This is a genomic window from Microcoleus sp. AT3-D2, from assembly GCF_036705715.1.
Lineage (GTDB): Bacteria > Cyanobacteriota > Cyanobacteriia > Cyanobacteriales > Microcoleaceae > Microcoleus.
The window spans coordinates 74,870-98,812 of the sequence record NZ_JAUBVE010000007.1 but is presented as its reverse complement, the minus strand read 5'-3'; the positions used below and the strand labels follow the sequence as shown (position 1 = coordinate 98,812).

Below are 23,943 nucleotides of genomic sequence, written 5' to 3'. Positions count from 1 at the left end.
TGGTTTATGTAGTTGCGGTTTCCACCGCCGAATCATTTAGTAAAATGGTAGAGGAGGGCGAGCCCGGGTGATTAAAGCAGAGACCCGAAAACCGGAGACTAGGCCAAATCCACAGCTACGCGAAAACCGATCTTCCTGCGGCGACCGCCCGCCGAAAGCCAGTTACGATCGGCACTGCGACAATTGACCGCATAGTTGTCCCAGGAACCGCCACGCAGCATACGGTATTCAGATGTGCCCGTTTCCCAGCAACTTCCGTCAGTTGGTGCGCCGTTATAGTTTTCGTGCCATCTATCGCTGCACCATTCCCAAACATTGCCGTGCATATCGTACAGTCCAAAGGCATTGGGGGGAAATCTCCCGACATTGGTTGTTTCTTTGCGGGAAAGTCCTTTGGGAGCGTTTGCGTAGGGGTAATATCCGTGATAATTTACTAAATCCGGGGTAATGTTTTCTCCAAAATGAAATTCGGTTGTGGTTTTCGCACGACAGGCGTATTCCCATTCTGCTTCACTCAGGAGGCGATATTTTTTCCCGTTTTTTTGCGAGACTTTGGCACAGAATTCGACGGCATCATCCCACGATACATTTTCTACACAACGTTTTTCACCTTTGAAACCAGATGGGTTGTTTCCCATTACTGCTTCCCACTGTGCTTGGGTGATGGGGTATTTGCCTGCAAAAAAAGCCGGTACCGTGACTAGATGCTGCGGATTTTCGTAATCATATCGTCCTTCTTCACTTTTAGGCGAACCCATCATAAATGTGCCTCCGGGAATATAAACCATTTCCAGCACAACTGGATTCCCTAAGTCTTCGGCGAAGAAGTGAGCATAATAACGGTAGCGACTGTTTTTTTTTCCTTTAGCATTTACTGTGATCGCATCAAAGTCAAAAGTAGGAAAATATTTTTGTAACTGCTTTTTTATATTTGGTTCATCTCTATCCTTCAGCACCAAAAAGACTGCCAACTTCACCTGCCACGATTCATCTTGCAGTGCTCCAACGATTAAATCTAAACCAACATCTCCATATCTTATTGCTTCAGACAGTGCAGCAATTTTTACCTCAACAATCGGTGAAGCCAAACGACTCTTAACGCCGGGAATCCCGCCTAAAACAGCCGCAGCGAATGGCACTTGAGATTCACCGCCCTTGACGGCATCGTATTCTCTGGGTTGATTTGGGTTTTCTGTCATCGCGCTATTTCCTAAGATACAAAGTTAGACAGCCAATTGAGCAAGTTCAATTCGTGGAGAATGATTTGTCTGGCTTCGGCAATTTTATCCCTGGCTTCATGCCAATAATCCGCATTAGCCACAACCTCTTTAATAAATTCTACTCCTTTCTCATCCAAACTCGGCAGCCTCAGAAAACTCCCCGCCGGCAACAACTTATCCGCCGCCGAACCGCCGTAATAAATTGGCAAACACCAAGCTAACAAAGCATCCCAAAGCTTCTCGCTGACATACCAATCGTTTTCGGCATAATTTTCTATAGCTAAGTTGTAATAGTATGGTGCCACGGCGTGCCATTTATTGTTTACAGTGCCGTTCCCGCGCGCCCAAGTTGGCAAGTTTCGCCCGTAAAGGTCAAAATCCAATTCTTGCGATCGCAGCAATTTGATAAAGTCTAATCTGTGGCGGTGATTGGCGGTGCGGCTAACACCTGAAGTAATCCAAGAACAGGATTTAGTTTTCGGCGGCGCAGGCATTTCATCGAGTTCTCGAAACGAGTTAGAGTGATACCAAATCGCGGGCATATAATCCGGCTTTGGTGCGAAATCGTCGGGTCCGGAAACGTAACCGCAATAAAGTTTGGCTTGTTCGTAGTTAGCTTTCGTAATTTCAATAACTTCTGGTAATGGTGGCTCGCGGATCAGGTAAATTATGCGTTCCTTGGGGACACCGCGCAATTTGTCTCGAATGTCATTTTCTGGGTTTTGAGGGCTTGGACGGCGGATTTTGTCGAGCCATGACTGCTTTTTGGGCGATCGGGGAAAGTCGAATTGATACATGAGTAAAAAGTCTGGTTCTGGGTGGTTGGCGAGCATTTGAATGTTGCCCCATTTGCCGAAGTTTTGGGGGGTTTGTTGCCACAGCCAGTCGCTTTGGTTCATGCCTGGATAGGTGGTGATTGTGCCGATAATTTTTGGGTTCATATCTAATAATAAATCTGGTTTTTGCGTGTGGGCGGGGCGGGTTTATGAGATTATTAATTTTAGGCGATGATTGTTGGTAAAACCCGCCCCTACGGATTTTACAATTATCGGAGGAGGATTAATGAATGATTTGCGATCGCACTTTGTCATCCACATAACTCAAAATTTTCTCTATCCTATTTTCCCACGAAAACTGCTTGACAAAATTCAATGTTTCTGCATAACCTTCGCTTTTCCTCGGATATTTGGTTAAACAATCTCGAATGCTTTGTGCAAACTGGTGCGGGTTATCCGGTTCGCACCAAGTTGCTGCTATATTTCCCGCTTTAAATTCCATTAAAGATGCAATCTCTGTCGCTACAATCGGAGTTCCCGATGCCATGTAATCAAATAATTTTAAAGGAGATGTGAATGTCGCCGCCTCTGTCAAACAGTGGGGGTGAGTCAAAACATCGGCTGCTTGCAGCAAGCTAGCAAGTTGATTTTGAGGGAGGTAGCCGAGAAATTTAATGTTGTTAACTTGCTTGGATTTGGCTAACTGCTGGTAGGCCGTTACTTGGGATGAATCACCGCCCGCGATCGCAAATTGAACCTGCGGCAATTCCTTAGCCACATCCACCAACATATCAACACCTTTAAACGGGTAAAGTCCGCCTGCATAAACCGCTAAATGCTGTCTGTCATCTTCTAATAATTGCTGTCGCCAATTCTGGGCAGCTTCTGTTTGTCTCGCGAGAAACAAATGGTTAAAACCGTTGTGCAGCGTAATTACTTTTTCTGGCGGCAGCCCTTTCTTAATCATGCTGTCTCGGACAGTATCGGCAACAGTTACAGCAATTTGAAACAGAGGATTGCGGACAATTTCTGATTCAAATTGCTTGTTTTCATGGTGGTGCTGTTCGTAGATAGCGGGAATTCCGTTTTTAACTGCAGCTTTGACAAAGTTCCAGTCGCGGGTATGGACAATTTTAGTGGATTTAAGCAGGTGAATTGGTAAGTAGTATTTTGATACTATTGTACTAGAACTCGTCCACTTGCTGTCCAAAAGGTCGATCGGCCACGGCATCGGTAAATCTGCTACTTTTAATTTATCTTGAATATTGTAAATTTTGGCAAGTTTGTCATCGGGTTTCCTGGGTTGAAAAGGAAAAAGCAAATCAACCGGATTCAAAGCACTCCAGCCTTTGCGGAGGTATACCAAAACTGCTGGATAACCGAGGTTTGCTGCGGCATTGGCAGAGTGTGCAACTTGAACTAAGCTCGCTACATTGGGTTGCGGCAAGATATTTCTGGTAAAAAATACATAATATTTGGACATGGTAATTGGTAGTTAGTAATTAGTAATTGTTGACTGTTGACTGTTGACTGTTGACTGTTGACTAATGACTAATGACTACTGCCAACTGCCAACTGCCAACTGCCAACTGCCTACTTTTTAACAGCCTGACGCTTAATAGTGTTTTCTATAAATTCTAAAGTCGTGAAAATATTAGCAGCAGAGTGAAATGATTCTCTGATTAACTCGTCTCTTTCTTCGGGAGAGTCTACCATTTCATCTACTAGCATTTTGAGGTAAGCTATCATGGGAGTCAGGCGAGTGCGAATTTCGTAAGAACCTCTAATTAGAGCTTCATCGCGAGCGGTTTCTTCAGCAAATTGCACTGAATACAAGCGAGTGTAGTAACCTCCTTTTGCTAGCAATTCTTCGTGGGAACCAATTTCTACTACTTGTCCGCGATCGATCACGGCGATTTTGTGGGCTTTTTGGACTGTGGAGAGGCGGTGGGCGATGACTAAGGTTGTGCGATCGTAGCTCAATTTCTCGATCGCCGCTTGCACGTACCTTTCCGAAACCGTATCCAGCGAACTCGTTGCCTCATCTAAAATTAAGATTTCCGGGTTTTGCAGCAGGGCTCTAGCAATTGAAATTCTCTGACGCTGCCCTCCCGATAAGATCACGCCCCGATCGCCAATTTGAGTATCCAACCCCTCCGGCAATAGTTGGATAAACTCGTAAGCATTCGCTCCCTTCGCCGCTTCCACAATTTCTTCATCAGTCGCTTCGGGTCTAGCATAAGCAATATTTTCACGCACTGAAGCATTAAACAAAAACGTATCTTGGCTAACAATACCCATCGCTTGTCTGAGACTTTTCAGGTCAAATTCCCGCAAATCCCTGCCATCGATCGAGATATGACCTTCTGTAGGATCGTAAAATCTCGGCAGTAAATCTGCCAAAGTTGACTTACCAGAACCCGAAGTTCCTACCAAAGCCAAAGTAGTGCCGTGAGGTAGAAATAAATCAATTCCTTGCAAAACTAAATTTTTGTGGTTAGGATAACTAAAAGATATTTTATTAAAATGAATTCCCGATCGCAAATTAGTGTAAGGCACAGAACCGTTCAGCATAAATGGCTTGTCCTCGCAGCTCAAAAAATCATTAACCACCTCTACACTAGCCGACGTATTAGCAAATTGACTGCGCCCGCTATTCAACTGAGAAATTAAAGGGATTAATCGAAACAGTACCAATAAATAGGTTAATAAAATTGTAGCAATAGACTCTATCTCATTCGCAAATATTGTGCGACCTATAAATACAATCAAAATTATAACTATCAAATTAACAACTTCGTTAATTGGGGCGATCGCCGCATAATTTACCTGAGCCTGAAAATCGGCTTGTTCTCGCCTTTGAATTAAATGCTTGATCCGCTGATACTCCCTTTCCTCGTTCCCCGTTGACTTGACCAGCCGAATCCCGGTAATGGTTTCCAGCACCCTAACCGAATAATCTTTCGACATTTCAGAAAGCAGGTGGCCAAAATGCTTGGAACGGTTAATAATATATTGATTTGTCCAAGCCACTAACGCCAGCAAAACTGTAGCTGTCACCGTCAGTTTCCACGAGATCGATAGTAGCAGGCCCACAAACACCAAAACTGTGATTGAGGTAGTAAACATTCCGATGGCCGTACCAACTGCACTAGCAGTCCGACCAATCTCTCCGCCCAATCTATTAATTAAATCCCCGACTTTAGTTTTAGAGTAAAAATCTAAATCTACTTCTAACAACAACCGCAAACCTGCTTCTCGCAAATCAAAAGTCAGAGATCGCGTCAGAGAAGTAGCTACTAAAGTATTGATATAACTCGCAACATTTTTAAAAAAAATTGCCAGCACAACCGCCCCGGTCATCAACATTAAACGCTGATTTCCGGGCATTCCCTCAAAGGGATACATCAAAGTTTTAATTAGAGGTGGAGCACCACGCAGCTCGATCGCTTCCTCTAAAAAACTTAAAAGCACTGGTACAATCAGAGTAGTGCTGATACCGTTGAATAAAGCGCCAGAAAAACCCAGCATCACAGTTAAGAAAATCCTGCCGGGATATCGTCTGGCAAATTTTAGGAGTAGCTTATTGGCAGACATGAAGCATTCCCAGCTAAACAGTACGGCATCTCAAAATATTCTTTAATAACAGCCAGCTTTTCTTCCTCCCGTGAGTTGTTTTAAAATAACATTTACATACCTGCGATTATATCTGAAAGGATCGGTTTCATTGCTTGAATACTATATTTTTTCACACATCTTTCCCGAGCTTTCATTCCTTGTAAATTAGCCGCTGTCAAATTTTGAAATATCCATTGAATTTTTTGTGAAATTTGAGCGGGAGAACTCGGATCGACTAAATAACCCGTTCCTTCTAAAATTGCTGGAATATCCCCCACTCGCGTAGACAAAACAGGCTTAGCCATTGCCATGCCATCTGTCAGCTTGAGCGGAAACTGAGCCACGGCTGTGAGAGTTTCTCGCTGAGGAACAACGACAACATGAGCCGCCGCTACAACGGACGGCATCTTCTCCACTGGAAACCTTGGCAGTTTAATAATCCAACGCCCCCATTGTTTCACAAGTTTATCATCATAATCATCATAAGGACTCCCGCCGACGATCGCTAATTTTAAATCGGGCTCATTTAACTGTTCGAGGGCCATCAAAACATCCTCAACACCTTTATGAGGTCGCGGTGCCCCCGGAAACATCAGAACTCTATACCCGGACAAGCCGTAACGCTGTCTGCTCAATTCAGGATTGTATTTAGCAGGGTCGAACATTGCAGTATCCTTACCATTAGGCAAATATACACCGCCAAAACGCTGTTTTAAAAACTCAGTATCAATGGTGATTGCATCAGCACGGTGAATGACACTTTCCATCCACTTGAGATAGAGCGGATTATCTGGTTCTCTCAATAGACCGTTGTGTTTAAAAATATCTCGATAAAGTTGTTTGAAAGATGGACGGTATTTCCATTCATCTCCGCCACACCAGCTCAGCTCCCAGTCGTCTATATCTAAAATTATAGAGTGGCGAGTCGCCAGTTTTTTTAGCAGTGATAGCCCAAAGCTTGTAGGTTTAGGTTTGACTGCATAAATAATATCCCCATCTATTTTTTTCCAAAGTTTTTGAGCATCCATCAAAAACCCCGGATAATTGTTACCCGGTATTGCACATACCGGGATGTCTCTGGGAGGAGTAGCGTACAATTCCTTGCCAAACTGAAATCCAACAACTTCTACATCACATTTAAGCTCTATCAAGACTTGAGCTAATAAAAAAGCACGAATTGCACCTCCTCCTGACAAATCGCTCACTACTAATGAAACTTTCACTGAGTATTTTGTTTAAAACATTTGTTTAATTTTCCTGCTTAACCGAGCTTTTGTCAAGGCGATGGGGACTCACGCACTCCCGACCAAAGCAACCGGGTTTTTAACCAGGGGAAAGGGCAGCAACGCGTCTTTTGGTAAAAAAAACACAATAATGAACCCAAGACTGTTATTCCAGCCAGCAATAATTCTTCTAGGTAAATTTTCGGATATGTTGAGGCTATTTTTTTTAATTAGGGGCTGAATTTTGTTGCTTTTGCTCCAGTTTGCCAACAAACTTTAATTATTTTAAACGCCAGGGATTGTTAAGTTGATTTGGTAAAAATATTTTAGCCGTGCGATCGACTATTCTAGTAAAGAGCGATCGCGTCACGTTCTTGGCGTACTGAGGGCGGTAAGGATAAGTGCAGTGCATTACTTTAATCGGTTTGTCGATCGTATAAACATCTTTCCACTTATCCAAGTAGTTGTAAACCGGGGACAAAGTTGTCATTTTCGGTTTCACCGATTCAACAGCCGCCGCAAAAGCTCCCTGGTCTCTCAAGAGTAGCACATTTTGATGTGCCTCTACCATGTCGAAATATTTCTTAAAGTTTATAAACAATTCCTGAGTTTTACTGCTTTTCGTAAAAGCGATAAATCCGCCATTGTATTGAATGCTATTTTCATTTAGCGGCAACCCGACAGACTGCAAAGTTGACAGAATATCCTGCTTGACTCTTAATAAATTTGCCGCTTTAGCAATGACAGGCTGCACATCTTCCGTCACCAACAAATCCACCCCATCAAGAAAATCAAAAACCTCATCTATTGGCGACAGCAAACAAATATCACAATCCATATAAATAGTTTTCTCAAACAGAGATTCCCCGTACAAAGCCAGCTTAGCTAGCCGCGACGCTAAAACAGGATTTTCGTGAGACGGTGCAGGTTTCAATATGACATTTCCGAACACCTGAAGTAAAGGATATAAAATTAGAGGTACTCTATCTATTAAAATAATAATGGGTTCGCGGTGAAACTTCCTGACAGACGCCAGAAAATGAACGCAATCTTGGAAAGAGTAAAGACCTGTTAAAATAGTAATAAATCCTCTATCCATATCTTTCATCTAACGATAGTAAAAATTGAAATTTAATAAGGCAATTAACTGGGTTTTTAATAACCGATAGAGATATTGCCAATGCTCAAACTGCAATTTATCCCCAACTTTATCCCAAAAGGTTCTTACTTGATTTTTTTGCCAGTCCCAATGAGCAAAAGAATGATCCATAATTTGAGCTAGTTCCTGCCACCCGTCATTACGAATATTCCACCCAACTTTAGCAGTTGCTAACCCAATGGGATTACCGTCTTTTGTTTTGACTTTTTGCACTTCAAAAAATCTTCCAATCTTTCCCCATTCTTGAATAAACTGAATTTCTTTTCCATTGTCTCTGGCAATTACGAACAAATTTTCTTGGACAAAACTTACATTTTTCAAGGGGAGTTCTAGCTTTTTTGCTAATTTATGAATTGCCTCTTTTCTCCCCGGCAATGATTGATTTGGTGGATGTTCTAGAATGGGAATAAACCCTTTACAAGTAATTCCTGACATCCATTCTATCTCCGGCACTTTTCCTATGATTCTTGTATCTGCATCCACAAAGATTGTCACTCGGCATAATTCTAAGGCTTTTTTTAGTGCAAATCGTTTATCATTATAACAATAGTCTACACCTTCGCGACTTTTTTTAAAGGCGAAAACATTCGTCAAATTCTGAAAGTCATTTGGGTAGTCAGTACAAACAACTAGCATCGTCCCTAGAGAATGAGTTTCTAAGTCTGCTGCTAGTTGTTTGGCTAATTCGCGATACTTTTTGCGAAAAGCTAATGTGCAAAAACAAAAATCCTTGTGACTGTTTGACATTATTTGCGACTCAATTTTTGCACTTGTTTTATTTGAGTTTATGCTAACTGTGACGCTTTTGATGCCACTGCCAAGCATGGGAGATAATGTTCTTAATGTCGGGATATTCTGGAGACCAACCCAAGGTTTTGATGACTTTCTCGCTGCTGCCAACCAAAGCAGGCGGGTCTCCCGGACGCCGATCGCACTCAACAGCCTTAATCTCTTTTCCAGTCACTTGGCGAGCCGTTTCTATAACCTCTTTCACCGAAAACCCGCCGCCATTGCCCAAATTAAAGAAATCAGATTTGCCACCATTTAACAAATATTCTAATCCCAAAATGTGAGCAGATGCCAAATCGTTAACGTGAATGTAATCCCGGATGCAAGTACCGTCAGGAGTATCGTAATCCGTGCCAAAAATCGCTATCGAATCTCGTTTCCCCAAAGCAGCGAACAACACCAGCGGGATTAGGTGAGTTTCTGGATTGTGATCCTCTCCTAACAACCCGTTAGGGTCAGCCCCAGCGGCATTAAAATAGCGGAAACAAACAGACTTGAAATCATACGCAGCGTCAAAATCCGACAAAATCCGTTCTACCATTAACTTAGTAGCACCGTAGGGATTGATCGGGTTTTGTGGGTGGTCTTCTGTGAGCGGGATTTTCTGCGGTACGCCGTAAGTCGCGCAAGTAGAAGAAAACACAAATTTCTTCACGTCAGCAGCGATCATTGCTTCCAAAAGCGTAATAGTGCCGATGACATTGTTGCGATAATATTTAGCTGGATCGGTAACAGACTCGCCCACGTAAGCGTAAGCCGAAAAGTGCATTACCGCATCAATCTTGTGCGTAGCAAACAAGTTGTCTAGAAGAGTGCGATCGTTCGTATCGCCAACTACTAACTCCACCTGCAAAGCCTGATCTACTAAATCTCTGTGACCGTAAACTAAATTATCCAAAATCACCACACCGTAACCGGCGTTTTTCAGCGCTAATACCGCGTGAGAGCCAATATATCCAGCTCCGCCCGTCACCAAAATAGTTTGTTTGTCTGCACTCATTTTCTTCTGCCTGTTTTTGTAGCTGGGATTGCCAAGAGCCTTGTTAATTTGAGACTTCCACATCAGACGCTTTCACACTCCGCGTGAGCCGGAGAATTAAAGCGAAATATATAGGCTTTGCTGTGCCAGACGGGACGATCGCACTCCTAAAAAACGCTTTTTATACTCCAGATAGATGCTGAATGTGCAAGTCTTTGTGTTCAATCGATAAACTTGAGGCGACCAATTAGGATATAATCAAATATTCGATTAATCTGATGTCGATCCTCTTCTGAAATTTTATCATCTGACAGGATAGCCGAAGTCAAAACTAAATGTTCCCTGCGAGTGATCTTGCCAGACGCTACAATCCGATCGACTTTTTGAGAAATTGTTAAGTTCGATTTGTTGTGAGATGTTCGCATTTATTCGATCGCTTTTATGCCAAAATAGTTAAAGCCGATTGCAGTTCTTGACCCAAAAATGATGCGTACCCGACCGCAAATCAATTTGCTCAACAGCAGAAATAACGTATTAGAAACGTATTAGAAACGTATCAGAGTTTTACTTACCAAGACAGATATGCAGACTTAATAAATCTGCAATCAGCCTTCGGATAGCGTTCAGATTAACTTAATTATATAATATTTTTCCGAGAGAGGCACTTTTCTATGCAGGTTTATCGGCTTCCGGTACTGTCCGACAATTACATTTTCTTGCTGCACGACCCCGATCGCCACACAGCAGCAGTCGTCGATCCAGCACGATCGCACCCAGTATTAGAGCAACTGCAAGCACTCGGAGCCGAATTAACCGCAATTTTCATTACCCACCACCACAGCGACCACATAGGCGGCAATCAGGAACTGATTGATCGCTTTCCCCAAATAAAAGTTTACGGGGGAGCAGAAGATAGAGGCAGAATTCCCGGACAGCAAGTGTTTTTACAAGCGGGCGATCGAGTTTCTTTCGCCAACAGAACCGCCGAAGTCTTCTTCCTACCCGGCCACACAAAAGCTCACATTGCCTACTATTTCCCCCCCAGCAACAGCGAAATCGGCGAATTGTTCTGCGGCGACACCTTATTTGCCGGAGGCTGTGGCAGGCTGAAAGAAGGCACTCCCGCCCAAATGTTAGCCTCTCTGGGACAACTGCGAAACTTGCCCGATAGTACGAGAGTCTGGTGCGCCCACGAATACACGCTGAACAACCTGCAATTTGCCTTGAGTGTGGATGGTGACAATCCCGATTTACAGCAGCGCTTCGCCAAAGTCAAGGAAGCGCGCAGTCGATCGCAACCTACAATACCATCATCTATCGGCCTCGAAAAAAGCACAAACCCATTTTTGCGCTGGGATTTTCCCAGCATCCAATCAGCCGCCAACACCTCCGATCCAGTGCAAACCTTCGCTCGATTGCGCGGCATGAAAGACCAATTTTGACCAAAAGCATCCAGGATACAAGCCCCCGGATTCATCCGTGGGGTCAAAGCTTCAATCTAAAATCTAAAATCGATTGACCTTAACGTTTTTGTTGTTTCATGTAACTCTTAAACTTGAGTATCGGTTCGCTCAACCACCTGTCAAGTCTTTGGTATTTTACGTAAAAGCTCGACAGCCCCTTAAACTTATTTGGAATTTTTTCCAGTTCGTCCTTAAACGGTGTCTGAGACAACATATCAAGCCATAATTGATTGGGAGCGGAGCTTTCCCACGGTTTCGGTCTTGACATAAAGTGCATCACTTTACTTGACATATCATCAGTCTTGTGGTTGTTCCATATTTGCTCTAATTGCTTCCACCTTCCCACTAAAACTGAATTTAATGCACCTTGATCGCGATCGCCCCAAACGTGAGCCCTAGCGTTTTGGAGCAACTTTTCCGACAGTTGTTCTTCCTCCCAAAGCTTCATGTTGTAAACTAAAACACCACTATTGAAATAACAGTTTCGATCTTGATAATTGTTGGGATTTCCCCAGACGTTGGCTGCGGCTGCTATCGGCAGAGTTTGAAAATCTAGGTTCCACAGCGGCTTTAAGCTGCCCAGAACGATCGTATCGCTGTCGAGCCAAATCAGCCTTTCTGTTTCTTTGGTATATTTTTGCGGCTCCAATTTAACGTAAGGAAGTTTAGAACCTGATACCGAAAGAAGTTGGTTGTAATTAGATTGCAATTCTTGCCATTCAATCGGGTATTTGCAGCAATTCTGTAACTGTTCCTTTTGCGGTGAATATATCCTGGTAGATACAACGCTAATTTTGACCTGCTCCTCCCCAGATTGGCTAACATTGAGATCTATAGACTTCAGGAGTGCTGCTAACCCCAGAATATAGGTGCGATCGGCGGCTGTGAATATGTGCATAGGATTAAGTTTGTGAGATGAACGGCAAACGTGGCACAAACGTTGGGACTGGAGGAAGTAGGCGACCCTGTATTGAGGAAAATGCGATCGCCCATTTACCATTGAGACGAACAAAATATTACCTAAATTTCCGGTTAGATTTACACAAAGAAACGGGGTTTCTAAGTAGGTAGGCGCGAATAAAGTTTATAATGTAACAGAATGTAACGCGGGCGTAACAAGAGCGATTGCTTCGTTTCACTCGCTGCGAGAGAGGGGTTATGTATTTTCAAGCTTCATCTACTTATTTATCGGTGTGCAAGTGCCATCTGTTCGCGCCCGAAAACGAGCAACAGCCATTGGTAATATGTAGCAACGCGAAAAATAATGAGAGGAACTAACCTGGCATTTGAAACAGCCAGAAAATTCCCCGTCGCCTGTGCTGAATCCCGCAACTGGTTCAGACGTGGGACTCTACGATAAAATAAATTGTCTAGCTATTGATATTACCGCACAACGATCGACATCCATCTTAGGTTTGAAGTATCACCCTGCTCAAATCAAAAGTTCCTCTGGTTATTTCCCTATTATTGATCGCGATTTGCTTTGCAAAAAGTAAAATGAGCGTTGTTAGAAACCGATGCAAAACCCACGCAATAGCTGGTAAAAGTATAGTCATTTATAGGCATGGGAGGCTTCAAGTCCCTCCCCCTTCACTTTTACTTTGAGCGGATTAACCCGCCTCGGCTGAACTACGCAGCTCCCTATCCCATCGCTGAAGGCATTTGGGATTGCTTTTCTGAGGATGTTGTACGAAGCGTTGATATCAGAATTAATTAACTGACCAGTCGATGTTTTGTACAAACCTCGCTTAATACGCTTACCAGTAAACATTGGCTCTTTTTCTGTTTTCCCGTAGACAGGGATTGGGTCTAGACCCACGAAGTTGGCCCGCGATGTGTAGGATTCTTCCTGCACAATTACTGTGATTCCCACCAACCGAGCTTTGTACTCCAACATTTCAATTAATCGAGAGTGAGGAATACTAACAAAGTTTTGGTTGGTTTGCTTCCCTAGATCAATTTCAGTTTTCCACTGTGCATTCTTGCCAATTACTAGCGTCCCAATTTGTTTTGTATTTAAAATCGCAACAATCACACGACTAGCATGATGCAAGTAATTATCAACTTTCTGATTGCGACAGCGAGTTAATCGCTGAATCCTGGGTGAGGTTTGACGATTCCCTTTTAACTGGGATTGTAATCGGGATTTGCGTTTGTTATAGAACTGGTTAATCGATTTTAATGGTCGCCCGTTAATCAACAAAGGGATAAATCCCGGCTGATTTGAAGTTAACGCCACTAAATTATCCAGTCCCAAATCAATACTAGCTACAGAGTTGGCATTGCCAAGGGTGGACTCCGGTTCACTTCGACTACGCTCAGTACAAGCATCATAAATCACCTCAATTACATAGGAATCACATTTCGGAACCAGTCTAACTTGACAAATCTGGTTGGGATTGACTTGGGTTTTAATTGAAAGTTCAGTGCCGGAAAGTTTAATGATTCCTTTCTTCAACTGTTTGCTGCTAATTGCTTGAATCGTGTAGACGAGAAGATTTCGCCCTTTAGTCTTATCTTTGTACTTTGGCAATTTTGTGCTACCCGTGAATTTTGAAGAGTCAGCTTTGTAAGCTTTAACGGCTTCAAAAAACGATTTCCAATTCTTGTCTAGCACCATCAAGATTTGCTGACTTACTTTAGCAGGCAAAGCCTTATATGCTTCGTGAGACTTCATCAATCGGTTCATTTCGTTGTAATTGACATAGCCCCACCCATAAATAAAACTCTGACGAATGACGTAATTGGCGGCATTGTAGAGGTTTTTGGACTTGAAAGCTAGTTCGTCTATTTGGGCGAAACGGTGTTCCGTTGATTTAATGATGTGCCTCTCTGTTAGTTGCATTTGAAACTTGCGTTTTTTGGGCTATGCGTATTCCTTATTCAACACTCACAACAATATAGCAAAACCATTTGATTTGTAAACAATCGATTCAATGATCACAAGCATTTCAGGTGGTTCTACATTCATGACTCAAATAGACTTGCTATATAATACCATTATTGTTTATAATTGCTTATAAACTCAATGAAGTTTTACAATACTGAACCCCAAGCAAAAATCGACCCCTCTGTTTCAACGGATTCTAACAAAGTGTTCTACCCAGCCGCGCCTTTGCCAACTGATGTAGGGATGGTTCTGCAATTGGCAGATGGTAGCATTCAGGGGTGCAATTCTCACGCCCAGGAGCTGTTGGGGATGACAGCAGAACAGATGCTCTTATGCACTTCAATCAAAACTCGGTGGCAGACTCTGCGTGAAGATGGCTCAGATTTTCCCGGCGAGACACATCCGGCGATGGTGGCGCTGCAAACCGGGCAACCATGTTTAAATGTCATCATGGGCTTTGATCGGCCACAGGGAGAATTGATTTGGTTGACGCTCAATTCTCAACCTTTATTTCAGGGAGATCGATCGACTCCCTATGCAGTAGTAACAACCTTCACTCCTATCGCTCAACAAAAGCCAGAACCAGTCTGTAACGCGCCCGCGCCCCAACTGTCAGACACCCTCGAAAGTATTTCGGACGGGTTCTTTGCTTTGGATCGAGACTGGCGATTTACCTACCTCAATTCGCAAGCGGCGCGGTGGCTGAATCGAGCCTCGAAAGATTTGATTGGCAACAGCATTTGGGAAGAGTTTCCCCAATCTGTGGGCAGTTTGTTTGAGCAGGAATATCGCCACGCCGCCACCTTCCAAGTTACAGTTAGTTTTGAATCTTTTTATCCGCCGCTCAATGCTTGGTATGCGGTACGAGCCTATCCGATCCCATCGGGGCTTGCCGTTTATTTTCAAGATGTGACTCAGCAGAAGGCGGATCGGGCTGTTTTTATTCAACAAGCGCAAACGGCACATCAACAACTAGCAGAAATCGAGGCGATTTATGCTAGTGCGCCGATCGGACTTTGCTTCCTCGATACCGAGTTGCGGTTTGTCCGCATCAACGATCGGCTAGCAGAAATTAACGGAGTTCCAGCCGCCGCCCACATCGGCAAAACATTGCGCGAAATTTTGCCAGAAATGGCAGATGATTTAGAGCCGCTTTACCGAAAAGTTATTGAAACTAAAGTTCCTCTCAAACAGCTCGAACTTCGCAGGACGAACTCACCGCAGCCGGGACTGGAACAGGATTGGCTGTTGAGTGTCTATCCACTCAGGGCCGAGGACGATCGCGTGCTGGGCGTGAATGTGACGGTGCAGGAAATTACCGATCGCAAAGCTACCAAAAAAGAAATTCAACGGCTCAACCAAGAACTAGAGCGACGAGTCAATGAACTGGAATCGATACTTGATGCTGTACCCGTCGGTATTACGATCGCTGACGACCCACAGTGTCAAGTAATTCGGGCTAACCGGTTTGCCCAGTCTATGTTGAAAGTGCCGCCCGATACCAATGTTTCTGGAACCGGAGAGCAAGCGGCAGTCCTTCCGTTTAGACGATTCCGCAACGGACTAGAAATTCCCGGAGAACAACTGCCCATGCAACTGGCTGTGGCTTCCGGCGTCGAAGTGCGAGATGTGGAAATTCAAATGGTGCGATCGGACGGGGTGGCCTTTGATTGGTTGGTGAATGCGGTACCGTTATTTGACGAACAACGCGCAGTTCGTGGCTGTGTGGCGGCCTTTATGGATATTAGCGATCGCAAACAAGCTGTTGCTGCTTTGCGCCGCTCTGAGGAACGCTATCGCACTTTGTTTGATTGCCTAGACGAAGGCTTTTGCATCATCGAAATGCTGTTTGACGAAAACGACAAGCCGATCGATTACCGCTTTTTGGAAGTCAATCCTGCCTTTGTGAAACAAACCGGACTCGAACAAGCTGTGGGTAAAACGGCGCGACAGATGCTTCCTGAACTCGAAAATTATTGGTTTGAGATTTACTGCAAAGTCGCGCTGACGGGGCAACCCTTGCGCTTTGAGCACGGCTCGGAAGTCATGAACCGCTGGTTTGAGGTTTCGGCGTTCCGCACTCCTGAGCCTCACAGCCGAAAAGTCGCCTTACTTTTCAAAGAAATCAGCGATCGCAAACAATCGGAGAATCGGCTGCGGCAACAGGAAGAGCAACTGCGGCTGTTCGTCAAACATTCGCCTGCAGGGGTGGCGATGTTTGACCGCCAGATGCGGTATATGCTGGTGAGCGACCGCTGGCTGTCAAGTTACGGGCTCGGCACTCAAAACATTGTGGGCCGATCGCACTACGACATCTTTCCCAATTTGCCCGATCGTTGGAGACCAGTCCACCAGCGCTGTCTGGCGGGAGCAGTTGAAATCTGCCAAGAAGATCAGTTTCCCCGCCCTGATGGCTTAATCGACTGGGTGCGCTGGGAAATTCACCCTTGGCGAACCAACACCAATGAGATTGGCGGCATCATGATTTTTTGCGAAATCATCACCGAGCGCAAAAACGCTGAACTCGCGTTGCAAGCGGCCAACCAACAAGTCAGCAATATTATAGAAAGTATTACCGATGCCTTTATCGCGATCGATTCACAATGGTGCTATACCTACGTTAATTCCACTGCTGAAAAACTGCTTTCTCGATCAAGAGCCGAGTTGTTAGGTCGAGCAATTTGGGAGCTATTCCCCGCCGAGAAAGAATCCAATTCGAGGGTATATCAAGAATTTAATCGAGTCGTTAACGAGCAAGTTTCTGTCAAGTTTGAAGAGTTCTCACCCTCGCTCCAGATATATATAGAAGTGAGCGCCTATCCAGCGGCCGAAGGACTTACGGCTTATTGGAGCGATATTAGCGATCGCAAACGCACTGAAGAAGAACTGCGGCAAAAAAATGCGATTTTGAACGTGATTAACCAGTCAGCACCCACGCCAATTTTTGTCAAAAATCGAGAAGGACGGATTATTTATGCCAATCCAGCCACGCTGGAAATAATGGGCAAATCTGCTTCGGAAGTAATTGGTGGTCGCGATCTGGATTTATACCCAGTAACAGAACTTGCAGTCACAGTCACGGAAAATGATCGGCGTATTATGGAATCCGGCCAAACAGAAGTCCTCGAAGAATCTCACGATGGCATTCGGACATTTCTGGTAATGAAAGCTCCCTACCGCAATCAGGCGGGAGAAGTCATCGGCCTGATTGGCATCTCCAGCGAAATCACAAATCGCAAACGAGCAGAAGTCGCCATGCAAGAACAAACTAAGTTACTGCAAGTCATCATTGACAGCATTGGCGATGGTTTAATTTTGGCCAACCAACAAGGGGAGTTTGTGTTGTTTAACCGAGCCGCCGTAGGAATATTCGGTCAGCTATCGAATGAAAAATCTTGTGAGGAATGGTCGAGCACCTACGGGCTGTTTTTGGCAGACAAAAAAACCCTCTTCCCCGACGATGAACTACCTCTAGCCAGAGCAATCAAAGGTGAATATGTCAATGATGTAGAGGTATTTGTCCGCCGCGAAGATGCCGAAGGTCGCTGGATCAGTATCAGCGGTTATCCGGTAGTTGATACTAGCAGCGAAATCAAAGGCGGAGTGATTGTCTGTCGAGATATCACAGAACGCAAACAAGCCGAAGCCGCGCTGCAAGAAAGCGAAGAACGATTCCGCAATATGGCTAACAATGCTCCTTTTATGGTCTGGGTAACAAACTCCACAGGCTATTGCACTTTCTTGAGCGAAACCTGGTATGACTTCACAGGTCAAAGTGAGGAAACAGGTTTGGGACTGGGTTGGATAAACGCGTTGCATCCAGAAGACCGAGAACAGGTCAAAAACGCCTTTTTGACCGCCAACGAACGCCACGAACTGTACAGCGTGGAATATCGCGTCGGGCGTAAGGATGGCGGATATTCTTGGGCGATGGATGCGGCTGTTCCCAGATTTAGCGAAAGCGGACAATTTGAGGGTTATATCGGCTCTGTAATCGACATTACAGAGCGCAAACAAGTGGAAACCGAGCGCGATATGGTTCTCCAATTAGAACAAACTGCGCGCACGGAAGCCGAGCGAGCTAACCGGATTAAAGACGAGTTTCTGGCGGTGCTTTCTCATGAGTTACGATCGCCCCTGAATCCGATTTTAGGCTGGTCGCAACTGCTCGTCGGCGGCAAGCTGAGTGCGGCTAAAACCGCCAAAGCGTTGGAGACGATCGAGCGCAACGCCAGACTGCAATCTCAATTAATCGAAGACTTGCTTGACGTGTCTCGGATTCTGCAAGGAAAACTCAGATTGAATGTGGTTCCGGTGAATCTGGCAACCATTATCCCGTGTGCCGTAGAAACCGTACAATTAGCAGCCGAAGCTAAAAAAATTCAAATCCAAACAATCTTAAATCCCGATGTCGGGCAAGTTGTAGGCGATACAAGTCGCTTGCAACAAATTGTGTGGAATTTGTTATCAAATGCGGTGAAATTCACGCCCGAAGGCGGTCGAGTTGAAGTTAGATTAGGGCAAATCGAACACCAAGCTCTAATTCAAGTCACGGACACGGGTAAAGGCATTCTTCCCGATTTCTTGCCTTATGTTTTTGACCATTTCCGACAAGAAGATGGTGCTACAACTCGCAAATTTGGCGGCTTGGGATTGGGATTGGCGATCGTCCGCCAACTGATCGAACTTCACGGCGGAACGGTGTTTGCAGAAAGCGCAGGAGTTGGTCAAGGAGCGACGTTTACGGTGAGATTACCGCTATTAAATGATGATTCTAGAAGGCAGGAGGAGGAAGCCGTCAATGAAGCTGCTAGTCCCGCTCTCTCATCCAGGCCGCTAGCTGGATTGAGAATTTTGGTGGTAGATGATGAACTCGACTCGCGAGATTTTGTCGCTTTCGTGCTTGAGGAAGCGGGTGCAGAGGTGATTTCCCTGTCATCTGCTGCTGAGGCGCTAGAGTCGATCGAACAAACTGCACCGGATTTGCTCGTCAGCGACATCGGAATGCCGCAGATGGACGGATATATGTTGATAAATCGCATCCGCACTCAGCTTGCGCCTGAGTATCGGCAGTTGTTGGCGATCGCATTAACGGCCTATGCTGGAGAAGCGAACGAGCGCCAAGTTTTGGAAGCCGGATTTGACAAACACTTAGCCAAGCCGATCAATCCGACCCAGTTAGTTGCTACTGTAGCGCGATTGATCGCTCACGATCGATCGCGACACTGTGGTAGGTAAGCTTCAAGAGCAGCACCTCCCCGTTTGGCGAATTTCCAACAGAATTTGCCAGTTAAAAGATATTATGCCCGTCAACAGTCAACAGTCAACCGTCAACAGTCAACCGTCAGTAGTCAACCGTCAACCTTCTTCCTTGCGATCGCCCCTCAAACTTCGCTATTATAAAAAGTTGCAGTTAAAACCCCACAACCCACGATCATGGCTAAGCGCGTTCAATTAGTTTTAAATAAAGATGTCAGCAAACTCGGCAAAGCTGGCGACGTAGTAGAAGTAGCCCCAGGCTACGCCCGCAACTACCTAGTACCCCAAGGAATGGGATTTAGAGCCACTCCGGGCATTCTCAAGCAAGCAGAGCGCCGCCGTGAAGAAGAAAGACTGCGCCAGCTAGAACTCAAGCAGCAAGCTGAAGTCCGCAAAACCGCCCTCGAAGCGGCTGGGCCTTTCATCATCTCCAAGCAAGTTGGCGAAGCAGACGCGATTTTTGGTACAGTTACCAACCAAGAAGTAGCAGAACTGATTTTCAACTCTACCAGTCAAGAAGTCGATCGGCGCGGCATCACTCTGCCCGAAATTCGCCAAACTGGTACATACAAAGCTGAAATCAAACTACACGCCGAAGTTACCGCCGAAGTTGATATTCAAGTTGTTCCGATGTAATTAAGAGTCATCAGTCATCAGTCATTAGTTGTTAGTCATTAGTCATCAGTCATTAGTTGTTAGTCATTAGTCATTAATCATTAGCTAAGAACTGAGTACGGCTAACTAAGAAGTGAGTAACGCTAACTAAGGACTGAGGACTGCTAACTTGCAGATTTAAAACTGAGGACTAATCACTGGCAACTAATAACTATAGGATTTACGCAAAAAATGGTTTAAGGCGCTATAGGTAGGAATAAGCTGCGCCCATAAGCAGCCTACAGATATAGTTGGTGCGTAAGTCCTAAACTAATGACTAATAACTAATGACTAATGACTAATGACTGAGGACTATTGACTAATGAGCGATTTGATGCCGACAAATATAGAGGCAGAAGAAGCAATTTTGGGCGGGATTTTAATTGACCCAGAAGCTATTTCCCGTATTGCCGAACTGCTGCGACCGGAGTTTTTTGCCATCACCGCTCATCAAGTCATTTATCGATCGGCATTAGGGCTATTTTTACAGGGTCAACCTACCGATTTAATGACGGTAACAACTTCGCTAACAGACCGCAACCAGTTAGATCAAGTAGGAGGACTAACTAAATTAGCACAATTAGTCGATCGCACAGTTTCCGCAGTCAACATCGACCAATATGCAGTTTTAGTTGAAGACAAATATCAGCGCCGCAAATTAATCGAAGCTGGCAACAACATAGTACAATTAGGTTACGAGACGGCAACACCACTAGAAACAGTCTTAGACCGCGCTGAACAAGAAATTTTCAGCATAACTCAAGAACGCCCGCAACAGGATTTAGTGTCGATCGGCGAAACGCTAAACCAAACATTTCAAGACCTAGAAAATCGCAATGAAGGCCTCACACTTCCCGGTATTCCCTGCGGTTTCTATGACTTAGATGCCATGACAGGAGGCTTTCAGCGATCGGATTTAATCATCGTTGCAGCCAGGCCGGCGATGGGAAAGTGCTGTACAGATGAGTCCGTTATTCTACAAAGCGATGGAAGCCTTGTTACCCTTGAAGAAATCTATCAAAAACGTCAAGCTGAATTCCTAACATTAGGAGAAGATTGGCAATTTCACCTAACTAGACCATCAGCTTTTATAGATGATGGAATTAAGCCTGTATTTCGGGTCACAACAAGACTGGGACGCTTTATAGAAACTACAATTACACACCCATTTTTAACAATTAAGGGATGGCGGCAGTTGGCCCAAATACAAGCAGGCGATAAAATTGCTGTCCCCCGCAGGATGAATGTTTTTGGTAAAGAAACCATCCGATCCTGTGAAGTTAAGTTATTGGCTTATCTAATTGGGGATGGGTGTTTGACACGCAGCGCCCCGAAGTTCACAAATGGAAATACTGCTATACTACAAGATTTTGCTGAAGCTGCTACTAGCTTCGGAGGTCTTAAGCTGCGATTCCGCGAGCAAGGGAAACGCGCACCAGAATATTATGTCATGGGCGATCGAGAAGGTTACACAGATAGTATAAAAAACTTTGGTTATAATTTAGAAATAATCCTTTTAAAACGAAATTTTGACTCTAAAAAATTAGCGCTAGAATTGGAAGTTCCACCGCGATTAGTCCGGTCTTGGGTGGAAGGAATGGCATTTCCCAATCAAGAATTATTTAGTCGCCTTTGTGGACTTTTAAGAGTAGATCCAGAACACCTAGCCGATGAGGGAATGGATGTTATTAATACAAGTCATAAAAATCCCCTGAGACATTGGTTAGAAGAATTAGGCTTGATGGGCAAAAATGCTCACCAAAAAACAGTACCAGAAATAGTTTTTAAATTGCAGCGATCGCAACTTGCCCTTTTTCTAAACCGCCTCTTTTCAACAGACGGCTGGGCAACCCTACTTACCAGCGGTCAATCTCAACTAGGCTACTGTTCTGTCAGCGAAGGACTAGCCAGACACGTACAGCATCTACTGCTGAGATTTGGCATCATTGCAGCCATCAAAAAGCGTTCGGTTAAATACAAAAATACTCGCAGACCAGCTTGGCAAATCGATATTACTGACGCAAAATCCATCAAAACATTCATATCAGAAATTGGTATTTTTGGCAAAGAGGTAGCATTATTTAAAGTAAAAGAAGCATTAGAAAATAAAGAATACCAAACTAACCGCGATTTAATTCCTGTCGAGGCCTGGGAATACCTAGCCTTAGCAAAAGGCAACGAATCTTGGGCATCCTTAGCAAAACGAGCAGGTATCAAAGGTCACTCAAATATCCACGTTGGTAAACGTGCGCTGTCCAGGGAAAGATTCTTAGTTTTAGCAACTGCTTTAGATAATTTGTGGCTGAAACAACTGGCAGATAGCGAGGTTTACTGGGATGAAATAGTTTCTATCGAACCGATGGGAAACAAGCAAGTCTACGACTTAACTATCCCGGAGACGCACAATTTTGTGGCTAACGATATCTGCGTTCACAATACTGCTTTCTGTACCAACATCGCCCACCACATCGCTGCTGGACTGCAGAAATTGCCCGTTGCCGTTTTCAGCTTAGAAATGTCGAAAGAACAGCTAGTGCAGCGTATTCTGTCCAGCGAAGCAAAAATAGAAAGTAACCGATTGCGATCGGGTAGAATCAGTCAAAACGAATGGGAACCAATCAGTACAGCCATTGGCAATTTATCAGAACTACCACTATTTATTGACGATACTCCCAATATTACCGTCACAGAAATACGATCAAAAGTCCGCCGCCTCCAAGCAGAACAAGGCGGAACCCTAGGATTAGTCTTGCTAGATTACCTGCAATTAATGGAAGGTAGCAGCGACAACCGCGTGCAAGAACTATCTCGAATTACCAGAAGTCTTAAAGGTTTAGCCCGCGAACTCAACGTGCCGATTATTGCCTTATCTCAGTTGAGTCGCGGTGTGGAAGCGAGGACAAACAAGCGGCCGATGATGTCTGATTTGAGAGAAAGTGGATCGATCGAGCAAGACGCGGATTTAGTAATTATGCTCTACCGCGATGAATATTACAACCCTGATTCGCCCGATCGCGGAATTGCCGAAGTAATTATTACCAAACACAGAAACGGCCCCACAGGAATCATCAAACTATTATTTGACGCCCAATATACCTGCTTTCGCAATCTGGCATCTCCGAAGCGATCATAAATCAACCAGAACATACACAAAAACCCGGTTTCTTAAAAAAACCGGGTTTCTAAACACCGTAAAAGTTTTACGTTGAATTAGATTGAGCTACCTAACCAGCGATTTTCAACAATTCCACATCAAAAATCAGCGTAGCATTAGGAGGAATCACCCCGCCCGCACCGCGAGCACCGTAACCGAGATCAGGGGGAATAATCAACTTGCGGCGGTCTCCAACCTTCATCGTACCGACGCCTTCATCCCAACCCTTAATTACTTGACCCACGCCAATTTTGAACTGAAAAGGAGAATTGCGATCGCGCGAACTGTCAAACTTCGTGCCATCCTCCAAAGTTCCAGTGTAGTGCACCACAACCGTCTGGCCGGTTTTTGGAGTCGCCCCATCACCCTCTTTCAATTCAACATATTTCAGACCTGAATCTGTGGTGACAGTTTTCTCAGTATTATCAGTCATGTTATTGCCAGCGATAGTAGCTGGTACCTCCGGTAAAGTAGCATCAGCTACTAGCAAGTTATTTTCATTCAAAGACGGCGCTGACAATTTCTCAATAGCAGTCTCTGGTAAAAGATTGTTCAATTCGGCTGCAACTGCTTGGGACCCAGAACCGCCCATTTGAGCGACTATCAAAAACACAAAGCAAACCAGCATTACTCCCAAGCTGACTAGAACTCCTCGCAAAATTAATCCTCCTAATACTTTTAACCACGATATCTCAGATATCTAAGACATCTAGTACAACAAGAACTACCAAATTTTATCTGAACTTTTCCACCAAAAAA

15 protein-coding genes are annotated in these 23,943 nt (G+C 44.5%); 4 read left to right on the top strand and 11 right to left on the bottom strand.

Annotated elements, in window-relative coordinates; genetic code table 11:
- Positions 1 to 98: 98 nt before the first annotated feature.
- From QUB44_RS05190 to galE, 8 genes are all read right to left on the bottom strand, one after another.
- Complete coding sequence (locus QUB44_RS05190) at positions 99 to 1,199, bottom strand: formylglycine-generating enzyme family protein (RefSeq protein ID WP_333363982.1); 1,101 nt, start codon at positions 1,197 to 1,199, stop codon at positions 99 to 101.
- 11 nt (positions 1,200 to 1,210) lie between these two features.
- Complete coding sequence (locus QUB44_RS05185) at positions 1,211 to 2,161, bottom strand: glycosyltransferase family 10 domain-containing protein (RefSeq protein WP_333363979.1); 951 nt, start codon at positions 2,159 to 2,161, stop codon at positions 1,211 to 1,213.
- 118 nt (positions 2,162 to 2,279) lie between these two features.
- Complete coding sequence (locus QUB44_RS05180) at positions 2,280 to 3,479, bottom strand: glycosyltransferase family 4 protein (RefSeq protein WP_333363976.1); 1,200 nt, start codon at positions 3,477 to 3,479, stop codon at positions 2,280 to 2,282.
- Between the two features lie 110 nt (positions 3,480 to 3,589).
- Positions 3,590 to 5,593: an ABC transporter ATP-binding protein gene (locus tag QUB44_RS05175; RefSeq protein WP_333363973.1), complete on the bottom strand. Its 2,004-nt coding sequence runs from the start codon at positions 5,591 to 5,593 to the stop codon at positions 3,590 to 3,592.
- 92 nt (positions 5,594 to 5,685) lie between these two features.
- Positions 5,686 to 6,837: a glycosyltransferase family 4 protein gene (locus QUB44_RS05170; RefSeq protein ID WP_333363970.1), complete on the bottom strand. Its 1,152-nt coding sequence runs from the start codon at positions 6,835 to 6,837 to the stop codon at positions 5,686 to 5,688.
- Positions 6,838 to 7,117: 280 nt separating this feature from the next.
- The gene (locus tag QUB44_RS05165) at positions 7,118 to 7,936 is read right to left on the bottom strand and encodes a hypothetical protein (RefSeq protein ID WP_333363967.1); all 819 of its coding nucleotides are present in this window, start codon (positions 7,934 to 7,936) and stop codon (positions 7,118 to 7,120) included.
- A 9-nt stretch (positions 7,937 to 7,945) separates the two neighbouring features.
- Positions 7,946 to 8,590, bottom strand: a complete 645-nt coding sequence (locus QUB44_RS05160) for a hypothetical protein (RefSeq protein ID WP_333363964.1) — start codon at positions 8,588 to 8,590, stop codon at positions 7,946 to 7,948.
- Positions 8,591 to 8,786: 196 nt separating this feature from the next.
- A complete protein-coding gene (gene galE / locus QUB44_RS05155; protein ID WP_333363961.1) occupies positions 8,787 to 9,785 on the bottom strand; it encodes a UDP-glucose 4-epimerase GalE in 999 nt (332 codons plus the stop codon).
- A gap of 650 nt (positions 9,786 to 10,435) precedes the next feature.
- Here galE and gloB point away from each other — a divergent pair.
- Positions 10,436 to 11,206: a hydroxyacylglutathione hydrolase gene (gene gloB / locus QUB44_RS05150; protein WP_333363958.1), complete on the top strand. Its 771-nt coding sequence runs from the start codon at positions 10,436 to 10,438 to the stop codon at positions 11,204 to 11,206.
- 79 nt (positions 11,207 to 11,285) lie between these two features.
- Here the strand turns inward: gloB and QUB44_RS05145 are convergent, their stop codons facing one another.
- Together QUB44_RS05145 and QUB44_RS05140 are read right to left on the bottom strand one after the other, a co-directional pair.
- The gene (locus QUB44_RS05145; protein ID WP_333363956.1) at positions 11,286 to 12,125 is read right to left on the bottom strand and encodes a glycosyltransferase; all 840 of its coding nucleotides are present in this window, start codon (positions 12,123 to 12,125) and stop codon (positions 11,286 to 11,288) included.
- 654 nt (positions 12,126 to 12,779) lie between these two features.
- Entirely contained in the window at positions 12,780 to 14,072 is a 1,293-nt protein-coding gene (locus tag QUB44_RS05140) for a transposase (protein WP_333363952.1), read from the bottom strand.
- A gap of 183 nt (positions 14,073 to 14,255) precedes the next feature.
- Here QUB44_RS05140 and QUB44_RS05135 point away from each other — a divergent pair, with 183 nt between their 5' ends.
- From QUB44_RS05135 to dnaB, 3 genes are all read left to right on the top strand, one after another.
- The gene (locus QUB44_RS05135) at positions 14,256 to 19,355 is read left to right on the top strand and encodes a PAS domain-containing protein (RefSeq protein WP_333363950.1); all 5,100 of its coding nucleotides are present in this window, start codon (positions 14,256 to 14,258) and stop codon (positions 19,353 to 19,355) included.
- Between the two features lie 198 nt (positions 19,356 to 19,553).
- Positions 19,554 to 20,012 (top strand): 50S ribosomal protein L9, encoded by a 459-nt coding sequence (gene rplI, locus QUB44_RS05130; protein ID WP_333148837.1) that lies wholly within the window; start codon positions 19,554 to 19,556, stop codon positions 20,010 to 20,012.
- Between the two features lie 340 nt (positions 20,013 to 20,352).
- Positions 20,353 to 23,163, top strand: a complete 2,811-nt coding sequence (gene dnaB / locus QUB44_RS05125; RefSeq protein WP_333363947.1) for a replicative DNA helicase — start codon at positions 20,353 to 20,355, stop codon at positions 23,161 to 23,163.
- Positions 23,164 to 23,254: 91 nt separating this feature from the next.
- Here dnaB and QUB44_RS05120 read toward each other — a convergent pair whose 3' ends face one another.
- Positions 23,255 to 23,842, bottom strand: coding sequence for an FKBP-type peptidyl-prolyl cis-trans isomerase (locus tag QUB44_RS05120; protein ID WP_333363943.1), 588 nt, complete (start codon positions 23,840 to 23,842; stop codon positions 23,255 to 23,257).
- Between the last annotated feature and the right edge of the window lie 101 nt (positions 23,843 to 23,943).

Coding starts and splice junctions, on each gene's coding strand:
- QUB44_RS05190 (WP_333363982.1), bottom strand. CDS start 1,199: ATGACAGAAAACCCAAATCAACCCAGAGAATACGATGCCGTCAAGGGC.
- QUB44_RS05185 (WP_333363979.1), bottom strand. CDS start 2,161: ATGAACCCAAAAATTATCGGCACAATCACCACCTATCCAGGCATGAAC.
- QUB44_RS05180 (WP_333363976.1), bottom strand. CDS start 3,479: ATGTCCAAATATTATGTATTTTTTACCAGAAATATCTTGCCGCAACCC.
- QUB44_RS05175 (WP_333363973.1), bottom strand. CDS start 5,593: ATGTCTGCCAATAAGCTACTCCTAAAATTTGCCAGACGATATCCCGGC.
- QUB44_RS05165 (WP_333363967.1), bottom strand. CDS start 7,936: ATGGATAGAGGATTTATTACTATTTTAACAGGTCTTTACTCTTTCCAA.
- galE (WP_333363961.1), bottom strand. CDS start 9,785: ATGAGTGCAGACAAACAAACTATTTTGGTGACGGGCGGAGCTGGATAT.
- gloB (WP_333363958.1), top strand. CDS start 10,436: ATGCAGGTTTATCGGCTTCCGGTACTGTCCGACAATTACATTTTCTTG.
- QUB44_RS05145 (WP_333363956.1), bottom strand. CDS start 12,125: ATGCACATATTCACAGCCGCCGATCGCACCTATATTCTGGGGTTAGCA.
- QUB44_RS05140 (WP_333363952.1), bottom strand. CDS start 14,072: ATGCAACTAACAGAGAGGCACATCATTAAATCAACGGAACACCGTTTC.
- QUB44_RS05135 (WP_333363950.1), top strand. CDS start 14,256: ATGAAGTTTTACAATACTGAACCCCAAGCAAAAATCGACCCCTCTGTT.
- rplI (WP_333148837.1), top strand. CDS start 19,554: ATGGCTAAGCGCGTTCAATTAGTTTTAAATAAAGATGTCAGCAAACTC.
- dnaB (WP_333363947.1), top strand. CDS start 20,353: ATGAGCGATTTGATGCCGACAAATATAGAGGCAGAAGAAGCAATTTTG.